Below are 24286 nucleotides of genomic sequence, written 5' to 3'. Positions count from 1 at the left end.
CGGCACCCGTGCCTGGTTGGACCCAGTCTGCTCGGGTGTCGGTGCAGATGAGTACCCCCGGTGTAAGAGGATTCCACCTTGCGTCACCATTTTCCTCTGAGACTCTCACGAAATCACCCGTCCGGTATCGGACGTCGCGATGTCGGCGCAGGTCAGCGCCGATTCTGGAGAGAAGGTGAGGTTCGCCTCCAAGTCGGCCGGAAGTGGCCGGGAAGACACCGCCTGCGGATGGTAGGGGGGCGGGGTTCACAGCCCGGACCGAGCCGCGTTCTAATAGAGCGTCATGACCGTTGACGCAGAACTTCCCGCCGGAGTGCCCGGCATCGACGTCCCCCGGCTGGCGGCCTGGCTGGCCCGTGAGCTGCCCGGATCGGGACGGATCGGCGCGATCGACCTGATCGCGGGCGGGCGTTCGAACCTCACGTACGGGATCACCCTGGACGGCGACCGCCGCGTCGTGCTGCGCAGGCCGCCGCTCGGGCACGTCCTGCCGACGGCGCACGACATGGGACGCGAATACCGGGTTCTGTCGGCGCTCGGCAGCGGGACGTCGGTGCCCGTGCCGAGGACGCTGGCGTTCTGCGACGACGAGGAGGTCATCGGCGCCCGCTTCTACCTGATGGACTTCGTCGAGGGACGCGTCCTGCGGACCCGGGAGGACGCCGCGGACATCACCCCCGGGCAGGCGCGCGGACTCAGCGAGGCGCTCGCGGCGGCGCTCGCCGCGATCCACACGGTCGACGTGAAGGCGGTCGGGCTGGGCGACTTCGGCCGGCCGAGCGGTTACATGGAGCGGCAGCTCAACCGCTGGGGCAAGCAGTGGGACGGTTCACAGCAGGCCATCCGGGCCACCGGCAACACCCACGACCTGCCCGAGTACGACCGTCTCGTCGCGCGGCTCGCCGAACGGCTGCCCGCGGACGCCCCGGCCCGCCTCGTGCACGGGGACTTCCGGCTCGACAACGCGCTCGCCCGGCTGGAGCCGCGTCCCGAGATCGCGGCCGTCGTCGACTGGGAGATGTCGACGCTGGGCGATCCGCTGTCCGACCTCGGGCTGACGCTCGTCTACTGGGCCGAGGCCACCGACGACCAAGAGCTCCCGGTCGGCGCGACCATCACCGCGGCGCCCGGCTTCTTCGGCCGCCGGGAGTTCACCGAGCGGTACGCGGCGCTGACCGGCTTCGACCTCGCCGACCTCGACTTCTACGTCGCGTTCGCGTGCTTCAAGCTCGCGGTCATCCTGGAGGGCATCCACGCCCGCTACCTGCAGAACGCGACGGTCGGCGAGGGCTTCGACCAGATCGGCGGCGGTGTGCCGCTCCTGCTGGAGCGCGCACACCGCACCCTCGACGCCGGCTCTCTCTGGTAGGGAACCGGGATCATCCTCCGGGCAGGCCCGCCTAGCAGATGTAGGACACCGACGCGGATCCACCGGGCGAGACGGAGACGGAGCCGGTCTGCTGGCCCAGGCAGAAGCCGCTCGCGCGCGACACCCGCACGCCACTGCTCTGCCCGGCGCCGAGGTGCCCTGAACCTCCGGCCCGGACGGGCCCGGACGTGCCGGTGACCTGCCAGTCGACCGGGCCGCCGACCGCCCTGATCGTGACGGTGCAGGAGTCGCTCCTGCCCATGTTGCAGCCGGAGACCGACAGACGTCCGGGGGACGGCGGCTGCGGCGCGCGTGTGGTCGTCGGCGGCACCGGCGACTTGGTCGACGGCGTCTCCGACGGGCTCTTGGACGGCGACGGCGACTCCGACGGCGACTTCGACTCGGTCGGGGACGGCGACGTCACCGTGGGCGACGGGTCGGTCGGGGCGGGCTCGGGCGTGCCCGAGTCCCCCGGCGAACCGCTGCCGCCGGGCACCGCCGGGCCGGTCGCGGCCGCGTTCGTGCCGTCGTCGCCACCGCCCAGCCAGGTCATCGCGCCGGCGAACAGCACCAGGACACCGACGCCCACCGCGACGGCGGCGAGCAGCGGCCCGCGCCGGCGGGGCGCCCGGTCACTCCGCCGCGGCGCGGTCTGCTGGTAGGGCAGCGGCCAGCCGTACTCGTCGAACGGCTCGGTCCAGGCGGCGATGGCGCGGCGGTTGCCGGCCCGGTCCTCGGCGGTCGCGGCGGTCAGCACGTCCAGCCGCAGGTCGGCGGGGATCGCCGCGATCGGCAGCACCGACAGCAGCCGGTCCGGCGGCAGCGCCGGCGTCTCCCGCGCCCCGCACACCGGGCAGTTCTCCACGTGCCGGACGAGCGCCGCCGACGTCTGCGGGTCCAGCGGCCACGACTCGGTCAGCGCCGCGACGCTGGGGCAGTCCTTCCAGTGGTTCTGCGCGATGAGGGACGCGTGCAGTGCGGCGGCGAGGTCCTCGCGGGCCTTCTCCACCAGCGCGAGGGTCTCCTCCAGCGGCATCCCGAAGATGCCGGCCAGGTCCACCTCGTCCAGTTCGTGCCGCACCGACAGGTCGATCGCCTCGCGCTGCCGCCCGTTGAGCGCGGCCAGCGCGCTGTGCGCCAGCAGCCGGCGCTCCTCGCGGCGGGCGAGCTGCTCGGAGGTCAGCTCGTCGTCGGCCTCGGGCGCCTCCTGCCCGGTGTGCCGGTTCGGGCTGTCGCGGCGCCGCATGCACTCCTTGCGGGCGATCGCGTACAGCCAGCCGCGCAGCCGCGCCGGCTCGGTGAGCCGGTCCACGTGCTCACGGGCGGCGATGACGACGTTCCGCAGGGCCCCGGCCGCCTCGACGCGGTCGCGCAGCAGGCCGTGGCAGTAGTCGTAGAGGAACGGCGCGTAGGTGTCGTAGACCTCGGTCAGTGCTATGACGTCCCCGGCCCGCAGCGAGTCCGCCAGCCTGATGTCGTCGCTCTGCCCGGGCCCTGGCTCACCGGCCACGGGAACCCTCCCAGTCGAGTTTTTCGGTGTTCAAGAACGTGCCCCCGGTCGAGCCCCGAACCCTGTCGGCCGACTCCGGTTGCCTGATCTTGCCACCAAGTCGCTGGAATTTCTCCCCTATGTGAAGATTTCCGTGACGAATGCGGCACGCGCCGTGGCCGAATCGCCTTGTGGGACGGCCCTTGCGCAAACAAAAGTGATCTGGATCACGTTTGAGCTCAGTGTCGCCTCAGCCTCTGCCCTCGCCCGGCCGGCACGTCCACGAGACCGCCGCGCTGCCGTTCGGTGAGAAAGTGACGGCTCCGTTGCCTGACCTGGTGCAATCCTCGGGAAGGCTGACCGTGGCGGTGCTCGTCCCGCCGCTGGGCAGTGTGCCGCCGCCGCTGACGGTGAGGGGGGACGGTGCGGACGCGGACCATGTGACGCTCCCGCCCACCGCGCGCACCATGATCGAGCAGTCTTCTCCGGGAGAAAGCTGGCAAGAGCCGCTCACGACGAGCCTGCCGGTCTTCGGAGTCGTCTTGGTCGCCGTCGGCCGGGGCGTGCGGGACTGTGTCCGCGTCCGTGTCGGGGTCGGCGTCGGTGTGGTCGTCGTGGGGGTGGGCGTCGGCGTCTCCGACTCGGTCGGCGTTGGGGAGTCGGACGGGCTCTCGGACTCGGCCGGGGAGGACGGATCGAGGACGGACGCCGACGCCCTTCCCGAGGGGCCGTCCGCGCTCGTCCGCCCGCCGGACGAGCCGGACATGACGAAGTACGCCCCCGCCACGACGACGATGACGGCCGCCGCGGCGGCCAGCGCGGCCCAGAGCCCGCGCGGGGCGCGCCGTCCGGAGGAGTCGTGCGCGGCCTCCCGGTCGACCATGGAGGGCCAGCCCCATGGGTCGAGCGGCTCGGCGCGGTGCGCGATCGCGGCGAGGTCGGCCGCGAGCGCGGGGTCGGTGGCGGTCGCCATGACGAGGCCGCGCAGGTCGGTCGGCATCATCGCGACCGGCAGCACCTGCAGGAGCCGCGCCGCGGACACGGTCCGGTCGCGCCGCGGGCCGCAGACGGGGCACGACGCGATGTGGTGGACGAGCCTGCCGACGACCTGCGGCGGCAGCGGCCAGCCCCCGTCGTCGGCGATCGCGGCGACGTCGGGGCAGTCGTCGCGTCCGACGCGGGCGATGTAGGCGGCGGCGAGCGCCTCGTCCAGGCGGGCGTGCGCCTCGCCGGTCAGGTTCGTGGCCTCCTGCGCGTCGATGCCGAGGACGCCGCCGACCTCGCTCGCGTCCAGGCCGTGCCGCAGCATGAGGTCCAGCGACTCGCGTTCGCGCCCGCGCAGCCCGGACAGGGCGCCGTGGACGAGCCGGCGGGCCTCCTGCCGCCGGGCCAGTTCCGCGTCGTCGAGGAAACCGTCCTCGACCTCGGGCGCCTCGTGACGTTCGGCGGGTCGGCCCGGGGCGCGCAGCCGCCGCATGGACTCGTTGCGGACGAGCGCGTACAGCCATCCGCGGAACCGGTCGGGCTCGCGCAGCACGGACACGTGCGCGTAGGCGGCGATCAGCGCGTCGTGCAGCGCGCCGGCGGCCTGGTCCTGGTCGCGGAGCAGCGCGTGACTGTAGTCGTACAGGCGGGCCGCGTAGTGATCCATGACCTGGATGAGGGCGCTCGGATCGCCGGCGGCCAGCGACCGCGCCAAGCGCTCGTCGTCGGCTCGATCGAAATTAGGCCAACCGGACACAGGGTCCTCCCGCGGGCTGTGCTAGGAATCCTCGTCCGCATCGTCAGGGACGGGCTTGAAATTCGAAGAAGGGGAGCGGATGCGCTCTCCCGGCTCCGGTCGCGGACCGGGCGCTCTTCCCCGTCACGGGCCAGGGAGGAAAGCAGGTTGGAGGCCCGACGGCCCCGCTCCCCGTCGGGCCTCCATAGAAAAAGACGGTCGACGGTCGCACCCGGTTGACACCGATGGCGGGAAAAATCCAGAACTACCTGCCGCAGCCGGAAGATCACCGAGCGCTGGTCACCGGATCACTGGATCCGCCGGGACAGCATCTTCAGGAAGATCTTGGAGATCTCCTGCGGGGTCTGCGCGACCTGGACGTTGCCGTTCGTCGCCGCGGCGATCTGCTCCAGTTCGTTCCGGTCGACCCCCTTGCCGAACCCGATCATGTTGACCTGGATCGGCTTGTTCGGGTCCTGCATGTCCTTCAGCTGCTTCAGCGTCTCCGCCAGCGACGGGCCGCCGTCGTCGTCGTTCTTGCCGTCCGTGAGCAGCAGGATCGAGTTGCCGAACTCGGGCTTGTAGGTCTCGTTCATCTTCTTGTAGGCGGCCAGCATCGTCCGGTACAGGCCGGTGTCGCCGTTCGGCTTCGGCTGCATCTGGTTGAGCGTCGACAGGACGAGCCCGCGCCGCGTGTTCGACCCGATCCGGTCGCCGAGCGCGCCGATCGGCACCGTCTCCTTGTACGGCACGTCGCCGTTCATCTTCGTCGAGAACAGCCACTGGCCGAGTTCGGTGTCGTTGGACATCATGCTGAGCCCGCCCTGCGACACCTGCGCGATCGCCTGCAGCCGGTTGGTGTCCGGCCCGACCTTCTCGGCCATCGACCCGGACACGTCGATCAGCGTGAGCATGCGCAGCCCCAGCGACAGCTTCGACCACGCCTGCATGACCTTCGCCACGTCGGCGCTCTTCGGCGCGGGCAGCTGCCGCGGCCGGGCCGGGCTGACGCCCGCCGCCTGGGTGAACCCGGACGGCGCCTTGCCGTCCGTCGTCCGGAACCCGGCCTCCAGGACGTCCTTGCGGGTCGCCTCGGTGCCCAACGCCTGCTCCAGCAGCCGGGCGCCCTTCTGCTTGGCGTCGTCCTTGCTGGTGACGGTGAACGGGTAGTCCATGGACAGCGTGCCCTCGATCGGGTACAGCGCCACCGCGGGCTCGGCCGGCTTCGTCCGGTTGTACTGGTAGAGGGCCTGCTCGGACGACAGCGAGATCGGCTGCTTGCCGCTGCGGTCCTTGCGGAAGTGCTGGAACTCCGCCTCCACGGTGGGGACGGTGCTCTCCCGGACGGTCCGGACGATGCCGGTGAAGATCGAGTCCCGGTTGGGGTCGTTCGCCAGCAGCGTGCTCGTGACCATCAGCGAGCCCATGCCCGCGGCGTTCTTCATCGGGTCCGGCACGACCAGCCGCACCGAGCCCGCCGGGATCATCTGGTTCTTGGTCACCGCGCCGCCCGCGACGCCGCCCGCCGCCTTCAGCAGGTTGTCCCAGGACGGGCTGGCGGTGATGCCCTGCTTCTTCAGCTGCTCCGCGAGCGTCTGCGGCAGCCCGACGACGATCGGGCTCTGCGCCACCGAGGTCTTGGTGGAGATGACGCTGCCCTTGTCGCCCTTCTCCTCGTTCGACTGGGCCAGCGAGCTCCACAGCGACGAGTCGGGGATCCACACGTCCGGGCGCTCGTTGGACGCGTTCGCCACGGCCTGCCCGGACAGCACCGTCGTCACGGCGGAGGGCTCGGCCTTCTTCACGGTGGCCTTGACGCACTTGCCGTCGACCTTGTGCTTGGCGTCGTTGAACCGTCCGGCCGCCTTCTCCACGACCGGCGCGATGTCGGGCGCCGCCGCGACCGACAGGTTCATCGCGTCGTCGCCGGAGCAGCCGCCGCCGCTCTCGGCGAACGCGTAGACGCCGACGCCGAGCAGCAGCGCCAGGCCCACCGCCCCGGCCATCGGCCCGATCAGCGCGGTCGCGCTCCGCTTGCGCTTGCGGCGCCCGTACTCGTAGCCGCCGGACCCGCCGCCATAGCCGCCGGACCCACCGGAACCGCCCGAGTCGCCGGACCCGCCGCCGTAGCCGCCGGAGTCGCCCGGCCCACCGGAACCGCCGAAGAATCCCGACGGGCCGCCGTCCGAGCTGCGGATGGAGTCGTACTCGCTGTACCCGGTCCCGGCGAGCGGCGAGGACTCCGGAGCGGGCCCCTGCGGCGACGCGGCCCTCGGCTCCCGGCCGTAGCCGCCGGACCCGGCCGGGCCCGGCCGCCCGAGCCCGTAACCGCCCGCGTCGGACGCACCGCTGAATCCACCGGACCCGAAGACCGGCTCCTCGCCCGACTGCCGGGGCGTGAACCACTCGGGGGTCTCACCCGACGCCCCCGGGGCGACGCCGGGCGGCGCGCCCTGCGGGCCGGCCGGGGGCTGGGCGAGCGGCTGGCCCTGCCCGTCACGCGAGCCGAACCAGTCGGACGACCCGTCGTTGGCCGGGCCGAAGACGGGCGTGGACGGGTCGTACCCGCCCTCGCCCGTCCCCTCGGGGAAGTCATTGCGATGACGTCCGCTCATGGCCTGCCCTCGATTCACCAGAAACCCGCCGATGTTCCCCGGCACTGTAGTAGTACGAACCAGAGGTTACAAAGAACTCAAAACTGATAATGCCGCAGGTCATGAGCCTATGCCCGGATGATCCTGGCATGGCCGCCCCCCGGTCACACGCAGCGACCGGGGAGGTACGAGGCGGTATGGACATCCCGCGGAACAGGACATTCGGGACCGTCCGGCGGCCGGATCCGGCCGCCGGACCGCCGCGCGGTGCCGCCGCATCCCGTGTCCGGCGGCAGACTGGGACGATGGCCAGCCTGATCCCGGTCTCCGACCCCGCCGACCCGCGCCTCGCGGACTTCGTCCGGCTCCGCGACGTGAACCTCCGCAAGAGCCTGGAGGCCGAGCACGGCCTGTTCGTCGCCGAGGGCGAGAAGGTGATCCGCCGCGCGGTCGGCGCCGGCCACCCCGTCCGCTCCCTCCTGATGGCCCCCCGCTGGGCCGATCCGCTCGCCGACCTGCTGGACGGCCTGGCCGCCCCCGCCTACATCGCCGACGACGCCACCATGGAGTCCCTCACCGGCTTCCAGGTCCATCGCGGCGCCCTGGCGTCCCTGGAACGCCTTCCACTGCCGCCCCTCGAAGCCGTCCTGGCCGGCGCCCGCCGCATCCTCGTCCTGGAGGACCTGGTGGATCACGCGAACGTCGGCTCCATATATAGGTGTGCCGCGGCACTGGGCATCGACGCCATCATCCTGTCCCCGCGCTGCGCGGACCCCCTGTACCGGCGGTCGGTGAAGGTCTCCATGGGAGCGGTCTTCGCGATCCCCTACATGCGCATGGCCAACTGGCACGACGGCCTGGGCAAGGTGCGCGCCGCCGGCTTCACCTTGCTGGCCCTGACACCCGACCAGACGGCGACACCCATAGACACGGCATCGACGGGCGACCGTGTCGCTCTCATGCTCGGCTCGGAGGGGGACGGCCTCTCCTCACACTGGCTTGACGAGGCGGACGAGCCGGTGTGCATTCCCATGAGCCCGGACGCGATGTCCGCCGGCGTCGACTCCCTCAACGTCACCGCGGCCGCCGCCATCGCCTGCCACTCCCTCATGCACCAGGGCGCATCCCGGAAACAATGAGAGAACGCGCCTGCGGTCGCCATTTCCGTCGTGGGATATGCTCAACCGGCCAGTCGGCTCGCCAGCTGCTCCGCCTCCATGAAGGCCCAGTCCTCGGGCTCGTCCTCCCAGTCGATGCGCTCGGAGGCATCCAGCGTGGACAGGAACTCCTCGTGGAGGCCGCTGTCAGTTCCCGAACATGCCGTGGCGGGGCCGCCGGTGCGTACCCTTCACGCGCTTCGGCACCCCGGCCGGCAGGCGGCGGCGCCCCAGCCGCAGCTGCGTCAGCAGGAGGGAGAACGCCACCATCAGCGCCGCCAGCCATGCGATCTGCGTGCTGGCCATCCGCTCGAACGTGAGGTCCTGAGCGATGGGCGCCTTGTTTCCCTGCAGCCGGCTCTGCGGCGTCCCCGACCCCGGGACCGGACTCGGCGCGACGGACGGGCTGGGCGCCTGGATCGACGGCAACGCGACCTGCGGATTCTGCGGATCGAACGACGAGTTCGGCGACGGCGGCACATACCCGTTCGCCCCCGCCCCATTCCCACCGGACCCGTTCCCGCCGTTCGAACTACCGCCCCCACCGTTGGACGTCCCGGACGAAGACGTAGCCGTCGCCGTGGGCGAAGGCGACTTCGTCGGAGTCTTGGTGGGCTTCTTCGTCGGGGTCGGAGTCTTGGTGGGTGTCTTCGTTGGCGTGGGCACGAGGTAGGTGATGGTCGCGGACTCAAGCGTCGGGTCGATGTCTGCGGCGTCAACAGTGACAGTGATCGTGAACTTCACGGTGCTCTTGGGACCAGCCTTCGGGACCGTCACTGTTGAGTCGACGGAGCCGCCCTTTCCGCTGGAGATGTCGCCGATGTCGCATGCAGGCGCGGTGAACGGATCTCCGCAATCGCCCGCGATCTCCGTCCCCTCAAGGGCCGACGTGATCTTCGTGACCTTGACGCCCGCCACGTTGCCATCGACAGCATTGACGCTGGTGAGAATCTTCACGGAACCACCTGGGGCCACGGTGGCTCTGCTCGGCTGGACGTCCACGCTGAGTTTGCCGGTGGCCGGGGACGCGGGATCCGACTCCGAGGAAGAGGAGGAGGGGGACGAGGTGTCGGCCACGGCGGATGCGCCTCCGGCGGCGAGGATGGCCGCCGTGCCCAGCCCAACAAAGATCGGTTTCACCGCCGATCGGCAGATCACTGCCGCCGCACCTCCGTCGCGTCGCCGTTGAACGCCGTGCTCGCTGCTACCCGAGGGATCGCCTCGGGAGACATGCGAACACGGATCAACGCACCAAATCAACCCCGTTCGGGATCAGATGAACTCTTCGCGGATGTCCTCGATCTCCGAACGCGGCGCCCAGGTCTGCCAGACGCCCAGGTCGATGCGGTCGAGCCCGAGTCTTTCGGCGACCGGCGCCCGTCCGCCCGCATACTCGACGCGCAGCCACGTTTCATGCTCCCCGACGATGACGAAGCGTTCCCCGCGCCACCGGCACGTCGTCCGGGCGTAGCGGAGGTCCTCGACCTCGGACGCGGGGACGATGCGGCGGTAGCGGCCGGGGCGAAGCTCCTCGAACCCGTCCGTCGGCCCGGGCGCGTACAGCCTGATCTCGCCGTCGGCGCCGGGTGCGGCTTCGAAGTCACGGCCCAGCCACCGCGCGACGTACCCGTCCCGGATCACTGCGTGGCCTCCGTCCGCCCGTTCCACGCCTCGGCGTTGGCGTCCGGCCGCAGCCAGGCGAGCCGGTCGGGGTCGTACATGGCGATGAACCGCTCGGACCGGTCCCTGGCGAGGTAGTACATCTCCGCCCCGTACGGCAGCCGGACGCTGTCCACCTTGTATTCGCGGATGGACCCGGCGCTTCCCGGCGCGAAGCCGCTTCCCAGGAAGGGCGGCCGTTCGACGACCCAGCCGGCCTCGCCCCAGGCGGCCATCTCCTCCTCGGTCCGCCCGCCGAACGGGACCCGGTACAGGTCGGGGCAGTACGCGGGCCACCGGATGACGTACACGCCCTCGTCGGCGGCCGAGAAAGGCGAGTCGGCGTACAGCAGCCCCAGCGTCTCGTACAACTGGACGGGCGTCTGCAGTTCGGCCACGTCGCCCGTCGAGTGCACGAAGCCGCCGACGCGGTCGTATCCCTGCTCCAGGTACCAGGCGACATGTCCGTGCGGGACGACCTTCTGCATGATCGTCGGCGTGGCGACGCGGTCGTCCGGGTCGGGCGCCGTCTGTGGTGCGGGCTCGCGCCGCGGCGGCGGAAGCGGAACCTCCGGCCGCGCCGGGACGAGCCCGACCCGCACCGCCCAGTCGCTCAGCGCCTGCACCTGGTCGCCGCGCAGCGAGGCCCCGATGCGCGTCCCCGGGTTGAGCACCATGGCCCAGTCCTCCCGGGGCCACGCGCCGATCAACTCCCGGAAGTCCGCGTAGACGAACCGGGACTCCGGTAGCACCTCGCGCAACCGGACCAGCGACGTGAACACCTGCACGGCCGACCCGCTCCGCAGCGCGGCGTCCCACCGGAACTCCTGCTGAACCGGTGTCACCTCAAGCGGGGCGTCAGCGGGAATCGGCACGAGCACGTTCGCATTGAGCAGCACCCGCAGGAACGCGTCCGAATCCCCGCTCGCCGCCGCCTCGTAGAGTTCCTGGTCGATCCGGTTGCCCGGCTCGAACGCCGGCTCGGGTTCCTCCACGGCCCGCAAGGCCCGCTCCGGCCTGTCGCCCGAACCCGGGCCGGGGGGCGCGGCCTCCTGCTCGCCGACCGAACCGGACTGCGCACCGCCATGAACTGCGCCGGGCCCACCCGTCTGGCCACGACCCGCTTCTCGCGCGCCGTCCGCCGGTCCGCCGGGCGCATGGACACCGGGCACGGCCTCCTCGGCCACGCCATGGTCGATGATGCGGTGCCCCGCCGTATCGCCGGGAGACGTGGTCATCTGCGGCATGCCGGAGTGACGACCCCCCGCACCCGACGCCATACCGCCCGGTTCGTTGACCGGCGGCGTGCGGGCGGGGTCGCGGGTCTCACCTGCGGTGCTTGGGGTCGGCGGCGCTCCTGCGTGTCCGCCTGGGGCTTCGTGAGGCGCGGACGGGCCTGCCTGTTCCGGCACGACGGGGATGCCGGGCGCCTGCCCGCCGGGCAGCGTTGTATCGCGTCCACCGGCTGCACCGACTTGTGGCGCGTCGTGCTGGGGGCCTGGTTGCACGGGCCTGCCGGGCGTGAGTGGGGTTGCCTGTTCTGGCATGGCGGACGCTTGCTCACCCGGTATGGCTGCGTCGTGGTGGCGGGCTGGGTGATCGGGCGTGCCGGGCGTGGGCAGGCCTGGCTGTTCTGGCATGGCGGGGATGCCGGATGCCTGCTCGCCGGGGGCCGTTGTGTCGTGTCCACCGGCCGCGCCGGCTGGTGGCAGGTCGTGGTGGGGGGCTGATGGCTCGGGGGTGCCGGGCGCGGGCTTTTCTGGAGGGGCGTTGGTGTGCCGTGCCTGTGCGGGATGCTCTTCACCAGGTCTGCCGGTGGCAGGCCCGGACACGGGGTCGTGAGGCGCGCCGCCGTGGCGGCCGGCGGCTTCTCCAGGTGTGCTTGGCGTCGACTCGCCCGGTTCGTTGGCCGGTGGTGTGCTGCCTGGGGCTTCGTGGGGTGCGGGCGGACCTGCCTGGTCCGGCATGGCAGGGATGCCGGAGGACTGCTCGCCCGGCCCGGCTGCGTCGCGTCCACCGGCCGGGTCGGCTTGTGGCACGTCGTGCTGGGGAGTTGGTCGCCCGGGGGTGCCGGGTGCGGGTTGGCCTGCCTGGTCTGGCATGGCGGGGACGTCGGAGGACTGCTCGCCCGGTACGGCTGTGTCGTGTCCACCGGGCGCGCCAGCTGGTGGCACGTCGTGGTGGTGGGGGGCTGGGTGCACCGGGGTGGCGGGCGCGGCTGCCTGTTCCGGGGTGGCAGGCATGTTGGACGCCTGCTCGCCGGGCGGCGTTGTGTCACGTCCAGGGGCCGCGCCGGCTTGTGGCAGGTCGTATGGGGTTGGTCGCCCGGGCGTGGCCATTTCTGGAGCGGCCTTGGCGTGCCATGACTGTGCAGGACGCTCCTCACCAGGTCCGCCGGGGGCAGGCCCGGACACGGGGTCGTGAGGCGCGCCGCCGTGGCGGCCGACGGCTTCTCCAGGTGTGCTTGGCGTCGACTCGCCCGGTTCGTTGGCCGGTGGTGTGCTGCCTGGGGCTTCGTGGGGTGCGGGCGCGCCTGCCTGTCCTGGCATGGTCGGCATGCCGGGCACCTGCTCGCCCGGCACGGGTGTGTCCCGTCCATCGGGTGCGCCGGCTTGTGGCACGCCGTGTCGGGGGGCTGGTCGCCCGGGTGTGCCGGGTGCGGGTGGGGCTGCCTGTTCCGGCATGGCCGGCATGTTGGACGCCTGCTCGCCGGGCGGCGTTGTGTCGTGCGCAGAGGCCGGGTCGGTTTGTGGCAGGTCGTGGTGGCGGGTTGGGTGCTCGGGCGTGCCGGGCGTGGGCAGGCCTGGCTGTTCTGGCATGGCGGGGATGCCGGAGGACTGCTCGCCCGGGGCGGCGTCGGCGTGGCGACCGCCTGGTTCTCCGGGCGTGGCCTGTGCCGGCCCGCCGGCCACCATCGGGTCGGGAGCGGGCCCAGGGGAGGGGACGGCTGGGGCCACCGGGACCGCCGGGGTCTCCGGGGGCGGCGGGGTGGCGGCCGAGGGGGGAGTGGCCGGCCCGCGGAGGGTGCGGACCTGTTCGCCCGGCATGGACGCGTCGATGGGCGTGCCCGGGTTGAGGACGAGCGTCCAGGCGCCGTCGGGCCAGGCGCCGACCATCTCCTGGACGCTCGGCATGATGAAGCGGGACGAGCCGATGGCCTCGTTCATCCACTTCAGGGACGTGAAGATCTGGATTGACGTGCGGCCGTGGACGGGGATGGGCCGCCACGGGAACTCGCGGTCGCCGGGGACGATCCCCCAGGGTGTGTCGGCGTCGGCGGGGACCAGCACCTGGGCACCGAGGAGGATCGTGAAGAAGCCCTCGGTGTCGCGGCGGCGCGCGGCGTCGAAGAGGCGCTGCTCGATGTCGTTCTGCGGCTCGAAGCGCTCTGTCATGCGCTGGGCGGCGCGCTGGTCGGCCCAGGTGGCGAGGCCGGGGAGCTGCTGGGCGAGGACGGTGCCGCCGGCGGGGGAGCCGGAGTTGATGGCGAGGAGCCAGTCGTGGTTCGGCCAGTACCGCAGCACGACGGTGAACGGCAGCATGATGGACTCGGTCCCGGACCCGGCCGCCTCGGCGAGCCGTTCGGGCGAGGTGAAGACGGGCACCACGGTGGAGCCGTCGACCTTCCGTGTCTGCCACGGGAAACCGGGGCGGCCCGGACGCAATGTGAAGTCCATGTCGTCCGGGACGGGCAGCAGTACCTCGGTGCCGGCGAGCGTCTGCAGGAACAGGTCGTGGTCGTTGTTGGCGGCGGCGCGCAGGAGTTCGCGTTCGACGTCGTTCGCCGGCTGGAACTCGGACCGGGCCGTCTCGCGGGGCAGCTCGCGGTGCTGGCCGCTGAGCTCCTCCCACGGCGCGGACGCGCGGCCGACCTGCGGCGGCCGGCCGTCGCCCTCGGCGACCTGCCGGACGAACCAGGACGGCAGCCGCGCCTCGATGGGCAGGGCGGCGCCGACGCCGCGGGCGGGCGCGTCGATGGCGAGCCACCAGCGGGCGTCCGGCCAGGTCTCGGCGATGTCGCCGAACCGGACGGTCATGAAGTGCTGGACGGACGGGCCGAGGCAGGCGCGCATCGCCGCCGCCGACGTGTAGACCAGGACGTGGACCCGGCCGTCCTCCTCCTGGGTCGGCCATGACGGCTGGGTCTCGCCCGCGAGCACGCCGTCCACCATCTCGGGCGGGACAGGTACGACCAGCTCGCTGTCCGCGATGAGGCGGAAGTAGCTCTCCTGGTCACCGGCCCGTACGGTCTCCTGCAGTCGGCGTTCCAGTTCCGACGTGGGTTGCCACGCGTCGGCCACGGCCGCCACCCCCTGTTTTTCTCCGTGCTCGTCCCCGCGCGACTGCCTACGCTACATGGGCGAACAGGACCAAAGAGCATAATCATCTGTCCGCCCGGGAGAGTCCGCAGGTCAGCGCGCCGCCAGCTCCGCGAGGGCGGTGAGGAGGCGGTCGATGTGCTCCTCGCTCGTCCCGAGGCCGACGCTCGCGCGGACGGCGGTCCGCTCCCCGCCCAGCAGGTGCCGGACGAACGGGTGCGCGCAGAACTTTCCGTCCCGGACGCCGATGCCGTGCTCCTCCGACAGGGTAAGCGCCACGTCGCGCGCGTTCCACCCGTCCACGATGAACGACACGATCCCGACGCGCGGCGCCCGGTCGCCCCACAACCTCAGCTCCCGGACGTGCGGGAGCGCCGCCAGCCCCGAGCGCAGCCGCTCCACCAGCGCCTCTTCGCGGGCGGCCACGTCCGCCCAGGCCGGGGACAGCGTCTCGCACGCGGCGGCCAGCGCGATGGCGCCCAGCACGTTCGGCGATCCTGCCTCGTGGCGCTGCTCGGCCGACGCCGCCCACCGCGTCGTCGGCCCGACCGACGCACTCGCGCCGCCGCCCTTCAGGTACGGCTCGGCGGCGCGCAGCCAGTCGGCTCGCCCGGCGAGCACGCCCGCACCGAACGGCGCGTACAGCTTGTGGCCGGAGAACGCGACGTAGTCCAGGTCCAGCGCGGTCATGTCGAGCGGACGGTGCGGGACGAGCTGCGCCGCGTCCACCGCGATGCGGGCGCCGTTCCGGTGCGCGACCCGCGCCAGCTCGCCGAGCGGCCACAGCTCGCCGGTGACGTTGGACGCGGCGGTGACGACGAGCAGCCGCGACCCGGTCGGGGATTCGCGCAGCGCGCGGTCGGCGGCCGAGATGGCCTCGGCCGGGGTGGCGGGCGCCGGCAGCCGGACGGCGCGCTTCCACGGCAGCAGCGACGCGTGGTGCTCGGTCTCGAACACGACGACGCTCGTCCCGGCGGGGACGGCATGCGCGAGCAGGTTCATCGAGTCGGTCGTGTTCCGCGTGAACACGACCGCCGACCGCCGCCACGCGCCGAGGAACGACCGGACCGTCTCCCGCGCCTCCTCGTACGCGCCGGTCGTGACCTGGGACGCGTAGCCCGCCCCGCGGTGGACGCTGCTGTAGTACGGCAGCGCACGGGTGACGGCCTCGTTCACCGCCTCCAGACAGGGCGCACTGGCTGCGTAGTCGAGGTTGGCGTAGGGGACGTGGCCCCCGTCCCGCAACGGCACGGGGACGTCCGCGCCGACGACGCGGGGAATCGGGCGAACCCGGACCCCCTCGGGACGCGTCACAGCGGGCGTGATGGGAGCGAGCAGCGTGGGCATGCCGGAACCTTCCGGGTCAGGGACCCCGGGATGTCCGTCGGGATCCGCGCTTGCCGGGACGCGATGCCGCGTCCGGCCAGGTCCTCACCCGGGGCACCCCATCGCGGACGAAGGGTTGCCGGCCAGCAAGCCGGGGCTTGACGCTGGCGCTCATGACCTAGTGCGGAAGTATATGCGGGTCCCATCGGGGAGCAAGAGGGAGGGTGCGATGCGGTACGGGGTGGTTCGGGCGCTGGCCGCCGGCGCGGTGACGCTCGGCGCGTCCGGTCTGCTGGGCGCGTGCGGGATGGCGGGCGGCAACTCCGGCCAGGTGTGCACCGACACGAAGAAGGCGTTCCAGCAGTACATCGCCCAGGTCCGGAGCATTCCTGCGGCGGAGCCCGCGCGGTGGCGGCAGGCGACCGAGCAGCTCGCCGGGCGCGTCGACGGGCTGGCGAAGCAGGCCGACGACGACGCCCTGAAGAAGGCGCTGACGACCGAGGCGGACCGGCTCCGCGCCGCCGCACCGGGCGTCGGCGGCGGCGACGTCTCCCAGCTCGACGCCGTGATGAAGGACACACCGGCCCGCATCGGCAAGGCCTGCGCCTGAAGGCGCAGGCCTGCGCCTGAGGTCGGTCCCTAACCGCTGGAGCCGAGACGGCCGATCGGGCCGTCGCCGGTGCCTCCGTCCCCGGGCCCGCCACCATCGCCGGTGCCCGGGTCACCTCCGTCTCCGTCGCCCCCGCCTGGGTCGGGCGGGATGATGGTCGGCAGGCCGGTCGGCGGCGCCGGGGTGTCGGGCGCCTCCGTGGACGGCGGCGGCGCGGACGGGCCGGTCGGCCCCGGCTGCTCCGGGCCGCCCTGGGTCGGCTCCTGCGTCGGCGCGCCGTAGCCGCCGCCCGGCGTCATCGACGGCTCCCCGAACGACTCGGGTTCGTAGCCCTTGATGTTCACCGCGTCGGTCATGTACGAGCGCCAGATCTGCGCGGGCAGCTGCCCGCCGTACGACCCGTAGCCGGGGATGTTCAGCGGCTTGCCGTCGCTCCGGAACATCGCGACGGTCGTCGCCATCTGCGGGATGAACCCGTTGAACCAGATCGCGCGGCCCTCGTCGGTGGTGCCGGTCTTGCCGGCGACGTCGCGGCCGTCCGGCAGTTGCGCGCCCGTCCCGGTGCCGCCCTGCACGACCTTCTGCATGGCGTACGTGGCGTCCCGCGCGTTCTGCTGGCTGAACGCCCGGTTTCCCTTCTCGGTGAACGTGCGCTTGTGGTTCTCGTTGTCGGTGACGGACTTCACGACGAACGGCGTCCGGTGCACGCCCTCGGACGCGAACGTCGCGTACACGCCCGCCTGCTGGACGGGGTGCAGCGACACGATGCCGAGCGGGAACGTGGCGGCGTCCCGCTGCGCCGGCTTCATCTGGGACGAGGGGATGCCCATCTTCTCGGCCATCTTGACGATCTGCTCGTTGCCGATGTCCTGGCCGAGGTTGACGTAGGCGGTGTTGATCGAGTGCTCGGTGGCGGTGACGAGGTTCACCATCCCGAAGTTCTCGCCGCTGTCGTTCTTGATGGACGAGCCGCCGAAGTACTGCGGGGAGCTCCCGTCGTAGGTGGTGGCGAGCGACTTCCCGTCGTCCAGCGCGGCGGCCAGCGCGATCGGCTTGAACCCGGACCCGGCCTGCGCCCAGTCGCCGAAGGCGCTGCTCAGCGCCTCCTCCAGGTAGCCGCGGCCACCGTAGAACGCGAGCACCTGCCCGGTGGACGGGTCGACCGACACGCCCCCCGTGCGGATCTTCTTGCTCATCCCGGTCGGGGTGTTCTGCGTGACGGACCGCTTCATCGCGTCCATCAGCCGCTTGTCGAACGTCGTGGTGATCTTCAGGCCGCTGCGGTTGATCTCGTCCTCGCTGTAGCCGCGGCGCTCGGTGAGCTCCTTCTTGGCCACGTTGACCATGTAGCCCCGCTGGCCCTTGAGGACGTCGGTGATCTTCTCCTTGACCGGGACCGGGAACTTCAGCGACGCCGCCTCGGCGGAGCTGAGCGCCCCGTCCCGGACCATGTTGTTGACGACCGCGCGCCAGCGCTGCTCGGCGTAGACGCGGTTGGCCCCGGTCGGCTCGGCGAAGTTGCTCGGCTGCTGGATCGCGGCGGCGAGGTAGGCGCTCTCCGCGGGCGTCAGCTCCGAGACGTCCTTGTCGTAGTAGGCCTGCGCGGCGGCCTGCACCCCGTAGGCGTCGCGCCCGAAGTAGATGGTGTTGAGGTACTGCTCCAGGATCCAGCCCTTGGACTTCTCCCGGCCCACCTTCAGGGAGACCATGACCTCCTTGAGCTTGCGGGTGACCGAGCGGTCCTTGCCGATGCCGCCGTAGTAGTTGCGGACCATCTGCTGCGTGATCGTCGAGCCGCCCTGCAGCTGCCGGCCGCTGACCGTGGACCAGAGCGCCCGCGTGGTGCCCTGGACCGACACCCCGGGGTCGCTGTAGAAGCTGCGGTTCTCCGCCGCGATCACCGCGTCCTGGGTGCTCTTGGGGATCCGGTCGAGTTTGACCGCGTCCCGGTTCACGCCGGTCTTCGCGATCTCCGTCTTGCCGTCGGAGTAGTAGAACGTCGGGCCCTGGGCGATCGCCTGCTCCTGCGCCGACGGCACCGGTGTGAACAGGTACGCGACGGCGAACGCGGCGATGCAGAACCCGATGAAGCCGAGCAGCAGGAACAGTGTCCGGCGGAGGAACTTCCTCCTGCGGCTGCGCGGCTTGCCGGGCCCCTTGCCCCCGCCGCGCCCGCCGCGTCCCGGGCCGGTGCCGGGCGGCGGCCCTCCGTGGCTGGACGAGCCGTGCTTGGACGAGGCGGCGGGCATGGTCTTGGTATCACCGGTCGCCGGCTTCTCGACACCATCCGGCGCCGTCGCATCGGATGCGGCGGTCGCGGCAGCCTCGGCAGCCTCGGCGGGCTCGGCGGGTTCGGTCGTCCCGGTGGGCTCGGCGGGCTCGGCGGGCTCGGCCGTCTCGGCGGCGGACGATTCGGCGTCGTCCGCGCCATCGTCCGCGCCATCGGCCTTGCGCGATTCGGCCTCGTCGCCCGCGCCGCCCGCCTCTCCGACGCTCTTGTCGCCGTTCTGAGATATGTCGGCCTCGTGGGCGAATTCTGCGTCTTGGGTGGATTGTTCGGTATCCGATGCGGTGTCCGCGGTCAGCGTCGCGGTCGCGGGGCCGTCCGTGCCGGCCGGCGCCCCGCCGTCGGTGTCGTCGCGGTCCACCTCGCCCGTCCCGGTGGGCTCCTCACCCTCCGGGCTCTTTTCGCTGTCGCTCACAAGCCCCCCGTGGTCAATGCGTTACAGACGATACCTGAGGGGATCCGTGCGCCGGGCCGCCCAATGCGCATCTCATGGCCTCCCAATAGGGAGACGGGCAATCCGCCTCTCCGGTTGTCGTGACGGATGTCGCAACACCGTTTTCCGGAGAACGCCGAGCGGCGGGCACCCGGCCGGGTGCCCGCCGCTCGCGCGGCTACGCCGCGGTCAGCTCACTTGTAGACCTTGGCGAGGATGTCCACGACGAACACCAGGGTGTCGTCGCCCTTGATCTTGGGCGGGCTGCCCTTCTTGCCGTACCCCTCGTCCGGCGGCAGCACGAGCAGGACCCGGCTGCCGACCTTCGCGCCGGTCAGGCCCTTGTCGAAGCCGGGAATGGTCTGGCCGGTGCCGATCGGGAAGGTGGCCGGCTGCTTGCTGTCCCAGCTGGAGTCGAACTTGTCGCCGGACTTCCAGATCTTGCCGGTGTAGTTGACGACGGCCTCGTCGCCCTTGGCCAGCGCCGGTCCGTTGCCCTGGACGAGGGTCTTGACCTGCAGCTTGCCGGGCGCGTCCTTGCCCGGGACCGTCACCTTCGGCTCCTTGCCGGCGCTCTTGTCCTCGACCTTGGGCAGCGACTTGTCGTCCAGCTTCTGCGCGGTGCCCTGCGGCTGCTGGCTCTTCGGGACGACGGCCTGGACGTCCATGACGAACAGGATCGCGTCCTTGGCGGAGATCTGCTGCGGGCTCAGCTGGGTGAGCTCCTTGGACGGCGGGAGCTGCAGGACGAGCCGGCTGCCGGCGGTCTTGCCGACCAGGCTCTTGTCGATGTCCTTCAGCCCGCTCTTGCCGACGACGAGGTGCATGGGGCCGCCGCCCTGCGGGTTCTGCTGGCCCTCCTCGTAGGACGAGCGGACCTTCTCGCTGGAGCTCTTCACCCGCGAGTTCTCCTCGTCCTTGTCCTTCGACCACTTGTAGGTGGCGAACTGGACGTAGACGGTGTCGCCGTCGGCGGCGGCGGGACCGGTGCCCTTGATCGGCGTGGTCACCTTGAGCGTCTTGGTGGGCGCCAGCTTGGTCGGGATCTCGACCTTGGGCTCGGCGGCGAACTTGCCGGTCACCTTGACCTCGGGGTCGGGCCGGTTGACCCACCAGTAAACGCCGCCGGAGATCGCCAGCGCGGCGACGACGATCCCGGCGATCATCATCATCCGGCGCTTCTTCGCCTCCTTGGCGGTCAGCGCGGACGGCCGGTTCAGCCCGCTGCCGCGGCCGGCGCTGATCCCGTGCGGGGTGAACTCGGGGCTGCGGATGCTCTGGGCGTTCGGGATCTTCGCCTTCGCCTTGACCGCCGGCTTGCCCCGGGGCTTGTCATCCTCGGACATGTTTCCTCACTTGCTCCGGGTTCGACGACACCACGAACGTGACCACCCTTCCAGGGCCGGGCTAAGCACAGCGTGAAAACCATGTAAAGGAGGCCGACCCGCAATCTACCGGTCACGCGCAAGAGGCGGAGCCGTCTGGCAGGGGACAGGGGAAGCCGCCAGGATAACGCCGCCCGCCACCCCTTCTCACGCCCCCACGCCCGATGTGGATGGCAGGCTGGGAGGATGCGGCTCGCGACGTGGAACGTCAATTCGGTCAAGGCACGCCTTCCGCGCCTTCTCTCCTGGCTGGACGAGACGAGGCCGGACGTCGTCTGCCTCCAGGAGACCAAGTGCCGCGCCGACCAGTTCCCGGCCGCCGAGGTGGAGGAACTCGGCTACGAGACCGCCGCGCGCGGGGACGGGCGGTGGAACGGCGTGGCCGTCCTTTCCAGGGTCGGCATCGAGGACGTCTCCGAGGGCTTCCCGGGCGAGCCCGCCTACGAGGGCGAGGCGGAAGAGCAGCTGAAGCTGTCCGAGCCCGTCCCGCTCACGCCGGAGGCCCGCGCGCTCGGCGCCACGTGCGGCGGGATCCGGGTCTGGTCGCTGTACGCGCCGAACGGCCGCACACCGGATTCGGCGCACTACGCCTACAAGCTCGCGTGGTTCGCCGCCCTCCGCGAGGCGCTCGCCGCCGAACTGGCCGGCGGGACACCGCTCGTCGCGTGCGGCGACTACAACGTCGCCCCGACGGACGAGGACGTCTGGGACCCGGCCGTGTTCGTCGGCTCCACCCACGTCACACCCGCCGAACGGCATGCGCTCGCCGAACTCCGTGACCTCGGCCTGCACGACGTCGTCCCGACCCCCATGAAGGGCCCTCACCCCTACACGTACTGGGACCAGAAGGTACCTTGATGTAACTCCAGACCACAAGACAAGAGCCCCCGGCCTGTACGGCTCGGGGGCTCTTGTCTTACGCAGGGCCTCTGCCCTGGGGCGCGCCACTCAGGGCATGTCGTGGGTCCCGCGCTTGATGTCGGCCGCGAGCTGGCGGAAGCACGCGGCCGAGAGCGCGAGGTTGGGTCCGCTTGGGTCCTTGCTGTCGCGCACGCCGATGTTTCCGGAGAGGTTCGCAACCTCCACGCAGTCGGACTGCGCGCCCGTACCGCTGCGCTTCGATTTGCGCCACTGGGTCATGTGTACTTCTCCAATTCGGCCTCCAGGAAGGCCCGAGTTGGGCCGACCGGGGCGGCTATGTCGCTAACCAAGTCGTACCTTACTGCCACTTCTTGCACATCAAAGGGGTCCGTGAGGAAGCGGCCACGCGTCGCTGCTTCGGTGTAGGCGAGATCTCGATCCCCGACTGTGAGGATCTTGAAGGGACCGTCGAGCCCCGGATGCGCACCCGCGCTCTTCTCCACAACCCGGACGCTGACGTGGGGAAGCTCGCTCAGCTCGATCAACCGAGCGAGTTGGCCGCGCATGACATCAGCGCCTCCCACCACTTGCTCGACTGCTGCCCAGCCAAGCAAGGCCGTCACCCTCGGCGGCTTCGGCTTGTCGAACACGGCTGCCTGTCGTGCCAGCCGCCGCTCAAGGGTCGCTTGGGGGTCGTCCGCCGTTCCGGCGTTCAGTGCGGCACGCGCATAGTCCGGCGTCTGGAGCAATCCAGGAACGACTGACGCCTCCCACATCCTGATCCGTGTTGCGCGGGCCTCGAACTCCGCGAGTTCCACCAGCCAGTCGCCGTCGTCAGCGCGCTCAGCGAACCCGATCAGGGCCGTGAACATGCCTTCTGTGTTCCACACGCGGTCGATGATCTCCGCGTGCTCCCGTTTGAGCCTGAGCCGGTCAGACTCGTACCTGGAAACAGTGGAACGGTCGCACTCAAGTAGGTCGGCAAGAGCCTGCCCTGACATCTGATGCGCTTCACGGTAGCGGCGCAGGTGAACCGCGATGAAGTGCCAAATCGACCTTGCCGGGTCGAGCGACTCCCGCGCGTGCATGGCTTCTCCCGCGTGTTGCGGACCGTTCCGGAACGTAGCGAGCGTAGCCCGACGCAGGCACGCTTGACAGCCAAAGCAACCGCAGACGTTCCGAAGGTCGTAGCGATGCCTGCACCCGCCCCCGAAATCCCGACACTCCTCCTTGATCCCACCGATCGCGCGCCAGCCCTGGCGAGGAACTTCCTCGCGGTGCAGTTCCACGCATGGGGATGCGCGGACGACTACGTGGGTCGCCTGGTGGCGTGTGAGCTGGTGACCAACGCCTACCGGCACGGTGAGGGCCCGATCATCCTCCGCGTCTTCCGCGACGTACACGCGGACCTGGCGGTGATCGAGGTGTGGGACAAGGGGAAGGGCCTGCCGGTGGTCGGCTCGGAGGACTTCTCGGCGACGTCCGGCCGGGGCCTGCTGCTGATGTCGCAGCTCGTACGCGACTGGGGAACGCGCCCGATCACGGAAGGCGGAAAGATCGTATGGGCCAAGTGTGCCCTCTGAGTAAGCGAGTGGAGCGCTGTGTTCTGCGCTGGCGGACGCTTCTGGGACGCACCACCGCAGAGCGGAATCTTGACCTGCTCGCCGTCGCGCTCCAGCCACGCGGCTGGCGCTTGGTCAAGCTGTACCGCTCCCAAGAGTTCCCGGTCTCCGTGCCGCTGCTCTGGGTCTACGCCAGTGGTCCGGCCGGAGTGGTCGGCCTGGTGGTGAGCGTGCTCGCCACCTCCGGTGGCATGTGGGCCTATCACGACGCAGAACGCGGACGGTGCGGCTACCTCTTCCCCTGCGGGGACACGAAGGCGGCGGCTGAGCAGGTAGACAGCCTTCTCGTACACCGCATGTTCTCCGACGCCCGGTAGACCACGAGAGGGACGAGTCCAGGGGAGCGGGCCTAGAGAGGGCCGTCCTTCTTCTATGGGTGGTGATGCTTCGTCCTTGCTGGGGAGAACGGGCGACCGTCGCCACACCGCTCCGCCTCCGCACGGTGCTCCCACAGTGCGGAGGCGGAGCCCAACATGAGCACCTCTGACCGCCTCTGCCTGGTGCGGTTCCGCAGACACGAGGGCCGCGGCTTCCCTTGCGTGCTGACAGGGAAGGGGCCGACGGAATGGCCGCAGGCCACCCCGTAGGGGCGACCGTGAGGGAGTTCGGCCGGCGCCGTGTCGGCAATTCCGTCTCAAGCGTCGCCCGGACTGGAAGCCGCTGCCCGGCACTTGTACGGCCTGTCTTTGCGCGGGGGCTGCCTCGGCTTGCGCGGTGCGGCACGTGCGGGCCGTCCACGGCGGGCGGGGCGGTGGTCGGGGCCGCGCCGCGAACGGCCCCCAGGCCGCACGCGCAAGGCGCGGCGGCCGTCCACGGTCCCGCCCTGCGGTGGACGGGCCCAACCACGCACCCGCCCCCGCGCCCCCTGGAGAGATCAAAGCCATTCGCGTCAGATGCGCCGCGCGTTGAAGCTGGACGGTTCCGGACTTGCGCGGGGGCGGGGCCTCGTAGCCTTGACCGGCGGACGGGCGGCACCTGCCTGCCCGCAATGGCCCGTCGCGAGGCCCCGCGAGGGGTCCCCGTGCAAGCCCGGAACCGGCCTGCGGCACCACCACCTTGATTGGTAATGATGAGATCTGGCGCGAAAAAGAACCGGTTTCCACGCCAGGGGCGTGGAAACCGGTGGTTGTGCTACCGAGAGTCGCGCGGTGCGCGGCTCTTACAGGTTGTTGATCTGCTCGTCAGCCGCCTCAAGGGCCTCTTCCGTGCCCTCCGCCTCGGCGGCGTCCAGGATGTCGTTGATGGTCGGGTCCGGCGTGAAGGGGCCAGGCTCGGTGGTCATCTCGTTCTCCTCGGTTTTCTGGTACTCCTTGCGAGTACGCGATCCGCTCTGGATCGACTTCTACGATCGTCCTGGATGCTTCGGGGACGGCAACCACCTCTGCCAGAGCGTGACTCAGTTCACGATTCCCCTGCTGAGACTGGGCGGCGGCCAGCGACCGCGTAGCGGGCGCC

General features: G+C 71.1%; 20 protein-coding genes and 1 riboswitch. Of the genes, 8 read left to right on the top strand and 12 right to left on the bottom strand.

The features are described 5' to 3' along the window. Positions 1-283 precede the first annotated feature (283 nt). Positions 284-1369, top strand: coding sequence for a phosphotransferase family protein (locus ACQPXG_RS35335; RefSeq protein ID WP_433463484.1), 1086 nt, complete (start codon positions 284-286; stop codon positions 1367-1369). 31 nt (positions 1370-1400) lie between these two features. On the opposite strand, the gene ACQPXG_RS35330 is transcribed toward ACQPXG_RS35335, so the two are convergent. From ACQPXG_RS35330 to ACQPXG_RS35320, 3 genes are all read right to left on the bottom strand, one after another. Further along, positions 1401-2879 (bottom strand): RNA polymerase sigma factor, encoded by a 1479-nt coding sequence (locus ACQPXG_RS35330; RefSeq protein WP_433463483.1) that lies wholly within the window; start codon positions 2877-2879, stop codon positions 1401-1403. 229 nt (positions 2880-3108) lie between these two features. Next, a complete protein-coding gene (locus ACQPXG_RS35325) occupies positions 3109-4599 on the bottom strand; it encodes an RNA polymerase sigma factor (RefSeq protein WP_433463482.1) in 1491 nt (496 codons plus the stop codon). A 287-nt stretch (positions 4600-4886) separates the two neighbouring features. Further along, positions 4887-7193 carry a substrate-binding domain-containing protein gene (locus ACQPXG_RS35320; RefSeq protein WP_433463481.1) on the bottom strand — a complete coding sequence of 769 codons (2307 nt, stop codon included), beginning with the start codon at positions 7191-7193 and terminating at the stop codon, positions 4887-4889. A 284-nt stretch (positions 7194-7477) separates the two neighbouring features. Here ACQPXG_RS35320 and ACQPXG_RS35315 point away from each other — a divergent pair, with 284 nt between their 5' ends. Further along, a complete protein-coding gene (locus ACQPXG_RS35315) occupies positions 7478-8311 on the top strand; it encodes a TrmH family RNA methyltransferase (protein WP_433463480.1) in 834 nt (277 codons plus the stop codon). 165 nt (positions 8312-8476) lie between these two features. Here the strand turns inward: ACQPXG_RS35315 and ACQPXG_RS35310 are convergent, their stop codons facing one another. Next, on the bottom strand, positions 8477-8635 hold the full coding sequence (locus ACQPXG_RS35310) for a hypothetical protein (RefSeq protein ID WP_433463479.1): 159 nt from the start codon (positions 8633-8635) through the stop codon (positions 8477-8479). A 25-nt stretch (positions 8636-8660) separates the two neighbouring features. On the opposite strand from ACQPXG_RS35310, the gene ACQPXG_RS35305 reads away from it, so the two are divergent. Continuing rightward, complete coding sequence (locus ACQPXG_RS35305) at positions 8661-9002, top strand: hypothetical protein (RefSeq protein ID WP_433463478.1); 342 nt, start codon at positions 8661-8663, stop codon at positions 9000-9002. A gap of 60 nt (positions 9003-9062) precedes the next feature. Further along, complete coding sequence (locus ACQPXG_RS35300; protein ID WP_433463477.1) at positions 9063-9518, top strand: hypothetical protein; 456 nt, start codon at positions 9063-9065, stop codon at positions 9516-9518. A gap of 83 nt (positions 9519-9601) precedes the next feature. Here the strand turns inward: ACQPXG_RS35300 and ACQPXG_RS35295 are convergent, their stop codons facing one another. The 3 genes from ACQPXG_RS35295 to ACQPXG_RS35285 form a co-directional block, all read right to left on the bottom strand. Further along, entirely contained in the window at positions 9602-9970 is a 369-nt protein-coding gene (locus ACQPXG_RS35295) for a hypothetical protein (protein WP_433463476.1), read from the bottom strand. Next, positions 9967-14289 (bottom strand): SseB family protein, encoded by a 4323-nt coding sequence (locus ACQPXG_RS35290; RefSeq protein WP_433463475.1) that lies wholly within the window; start codon positions 14287-14289, stop codon positions 9967-9969. Before ACQPXG_RS35290 ends, ACQPXG_RS35295 begins: the two co-directional genes overlap by 4 nt. A 111-nt stretch (positions 14290-14400) precedes the next feature. Further along, a complete protein-coding gene (locus tag ACQPXG_RS35285; RefSeq protein WP_433463474.1) occupies positions 14401-15654 on the bottom strand; it encodes an aminotransferase class V-fold PLP-dependent enzyme in 1254 nt (417 codons plus the stop codon). A gap of 41 nt (positions 15655-15695) precedes the next feature. Further along, a riboswitch (SAM riboswitch) is annotated at positions 15696-15812 on the bottom strand. Positions 15813-15862: 50 nt separating this feature from the next. Here ACQPXG_RS35285 and ACQPXG_RS35280 point away from each other — a divergent pair. Beyond that, the gene (locus tag ACQPXG_RS35280) at positions 15863-16243 is read left to right on the top strand and encodes a hypothetical protein (RefSeq protein ID WP_433463473.1); all 381 of its coding nucleotides are present in this window, start codon (positions 15863-15865) and stop codon (positions 16241-16243) included. Between the two features lie 29 nt (positions 16244-16272). On the opposite strand, the gene ACQPXG_RS35275 is transcribed toward ACQPXG_RS35280, so the two are convergent. Both ACQPXG_RS35275 and ACQPXG_RS35270 read right to left on the bottom strand, forming a co-directional pair. Next, a complete protein-coding gene (locus ACQPXG_RS35275) occupies positions 16273-18945 on the bottom strand; it encodes a transglycosylase domain-containing protein (RefSeq protein WP_433463472.1) in 2673 nt (890 codons plus the stop codon). Between the two features lie 212 nt (positions 18946-19157). Next, positions 19158-20309: an FKBP-type peptidyl-prolyl cis-trans isomerase gene (locus tag ACQPXG_RS35270; RefSeq protein WP_433463471.1), complete on the bottom strand. Its 1152-nt coding sequence runs from the start codon at positions 20307-20309 to the stop codon at positions 19158-19160. A gap of 225 nt (positions 20310-20534) precedes the next feature. On the opposite strand from ACQPXG_RS35270, the gene ACQPXG_RS35265 reads away from it, so the two are divergent. Then, positions 20535-21206, top strand: a complete 672-nt coding sequence (locus ACQPXG_RS35265) for an exodeoxyribonuclease III (protein WP_433463470.1) — start codon at positions 20535-20537, stop codon at positions 21204-21206. 90 nt (positions 21207-21296) lie between these two features. Here the strand turns inward: ACQPXG_RS35265 and ACQPXG_RS35260 are convergent, their stop codons facing one another. Then, complete coding sequence (locus tag ACQPXG_RS35260) at positions 21297-21488, bottom strand: DUF397 domain-containing protein (protein ID WP_433463469.1); 192 nt, start codon at positions 21486-21488, stop codon at positions 21297-21299. After that, positions 21485-22297, bottom strand: a complete 813-nt coding sequence (locus tag ACQPXG_RS35255; RefSeq protein ID WP_433463468.1) for a helix-turn-helix domain-containing protein — start codon at positions 22295-22297, stop codon at positions 21485-21487. Before ACQPXG_RS35255 ends, ACQPXG_RS35260 begins: the two co-directional genes overlap by 4 nt. Between ACQPXG_RS35255 and ACQPXG_RS35250 the strand changes: the two genes are divergently transcribed. Then, the gene (locus tag ACQPXG_RS35250; protein ID WP_433463467.1) at positions 22214-22792 is read left to right on the top strand and encodes an ATP-binding protein; all 579 of its coding nucleotides are present in this window, start codon (positions 22214-22216) and stop codon (positions 22790-22792) included. The genes ACQPXG_RS35255 and ACQPXG_RS35250 overlap by 84 nt on opposite strands. Positions 22793-22800: 8 nt before the next feature. After that, complete coding sequence (locus ACQPXG_RS35245) at positions 22801-23148, top strand: hypothetical protein (RefSeq protein ID WP_433463466.1); 348 nt, start codon at positions 22801-22803, stop codon at positions 23146-23148. An 842-nt stretch (positions 23149-23990) separates the two neighbouring features. Here the strand turns inward: ACQPXG_RS35245 and ACQPXG_RS35240 are convergent. Continuing rightward, complete coding sequence (locus ACQPXG_RS35240) at positions 23991-24113, bottom strand: hypothetical protein (RefSeq protein ID WP_433463465.1); 123 nt, start codon at positions 24111-24113, stop codon at positions 23991-23993. Positions 24114-24286 lie beyond the last annotated feature (173 nt).

It is taken from the genome of Spirillospora sp. CA-128828, from assembly GCF_050945415.1.
In the GTDB taxonomy this organism is placed as follows: domain Bacteria; phylum Actinomycetota; class Actinomycetes; order Streptosporangiales; family Streptosporangiaceae; genus Spirillospora.
This window is presented reverse-complemented; position numbering and strand designations above follow the sequence as displayed.

Bases quoted from the DNA above. Each gene is read 5' to 3' on its own strand.
- ACQPXG_RS35265 (WP_433463470.1), top strand. From the start codon at position 20,535: ATGCGGCTCGCGACGTGGAACGTCAATTCGGTCAAGGCACGCCTTCCG.
- ACQPXG_RS35260 (WP_433463469.1), bottom strand. From the start codon at position 21,488: ATGACCCAGTGGCGCAAATCGAAGCGCAGCGGTACGGGCGCGCAGTCC.
- ACQPXG_RS35315 (WP_433463480.1), top strand. From the start codon at position 7,478: ATGGCCAGCCTGATCCCGGTCTCCGACCCCGCCGACCCGCGCCTCGCG.
- ACQPXG_RS35280 (WP_433463473.1), top strand. From the start codon at position 15,863: ATGCGGTACGGGGTGGTTCGGGCGCTGGCCGCCGGCGCGGTGACGCTC.
- ACQPXG_RS35270 (WP_433463471.1), bottom strand. From the start codon at position 20,309: ATGTCCGAGGATGACAAGCCCCGGGGCAAGCCGGCGGTCAAGGCGAAG.
- ACQPXG_RS35320 (WP_433463481.1), bottom strand. From the start codon at position 7,193: ATGAGCGGACGTCATCGCAATGACTTCCCCGAGGGGACGGGCGAGGGC.
- ACQPXG_RS35310 (WP_433463479.1), bottom strand. From the start codon at position 8,635: ATGGCCAGCACGCAGATCGCATGGCTGGCGGCGCTGATGGTGGCGTTC.
- ACQPXG_RS35240 (WP_433463465.1), bottom strand. From the start codon at position 24,113: ATGACCACCGAGCCTGGCCCCTTCACGCCGGACCCGACCATCAACGAC.
- ACQPXG_RS35305 (WP_433463478.1), top strand. From the start codon at position 8,661: ATGGGCGCCTTGTTTCCCTGCAGCCGGCTCTGCGGCGTCCCCGACCCC.
- ACQPXG_RS35250 (WP_433463467.1), top strand. From the start codon at position 22,214: ATGCGCTTCACGGTAGCGGCGCAGGTGAACCGCGATGAAGTGCCAAAT.
- ACQPXG_RS35335 (WP_433463484.1), top strand. From the start codon at position 284: ATGACCGTTGACGCAGAACTTCCCGCCGGAGTGCCCGGCATCGACGTC.
- ACQPXG_RS35285 (WP_433463474.1), bottom strand. From the start codon at position 15,654: ATGCCCACGCTGCTCGCTCCCATCACGCCCGCTGTGACGCGTCCCGAG.
- ACQPXG_RS35255 (WP_433463468.1), bottom strand. From the start codon at position 22,297: ATGCACGCGCGGGAGTCGCTCGACCCGGCAAGGTCGATTTGGCACTTC.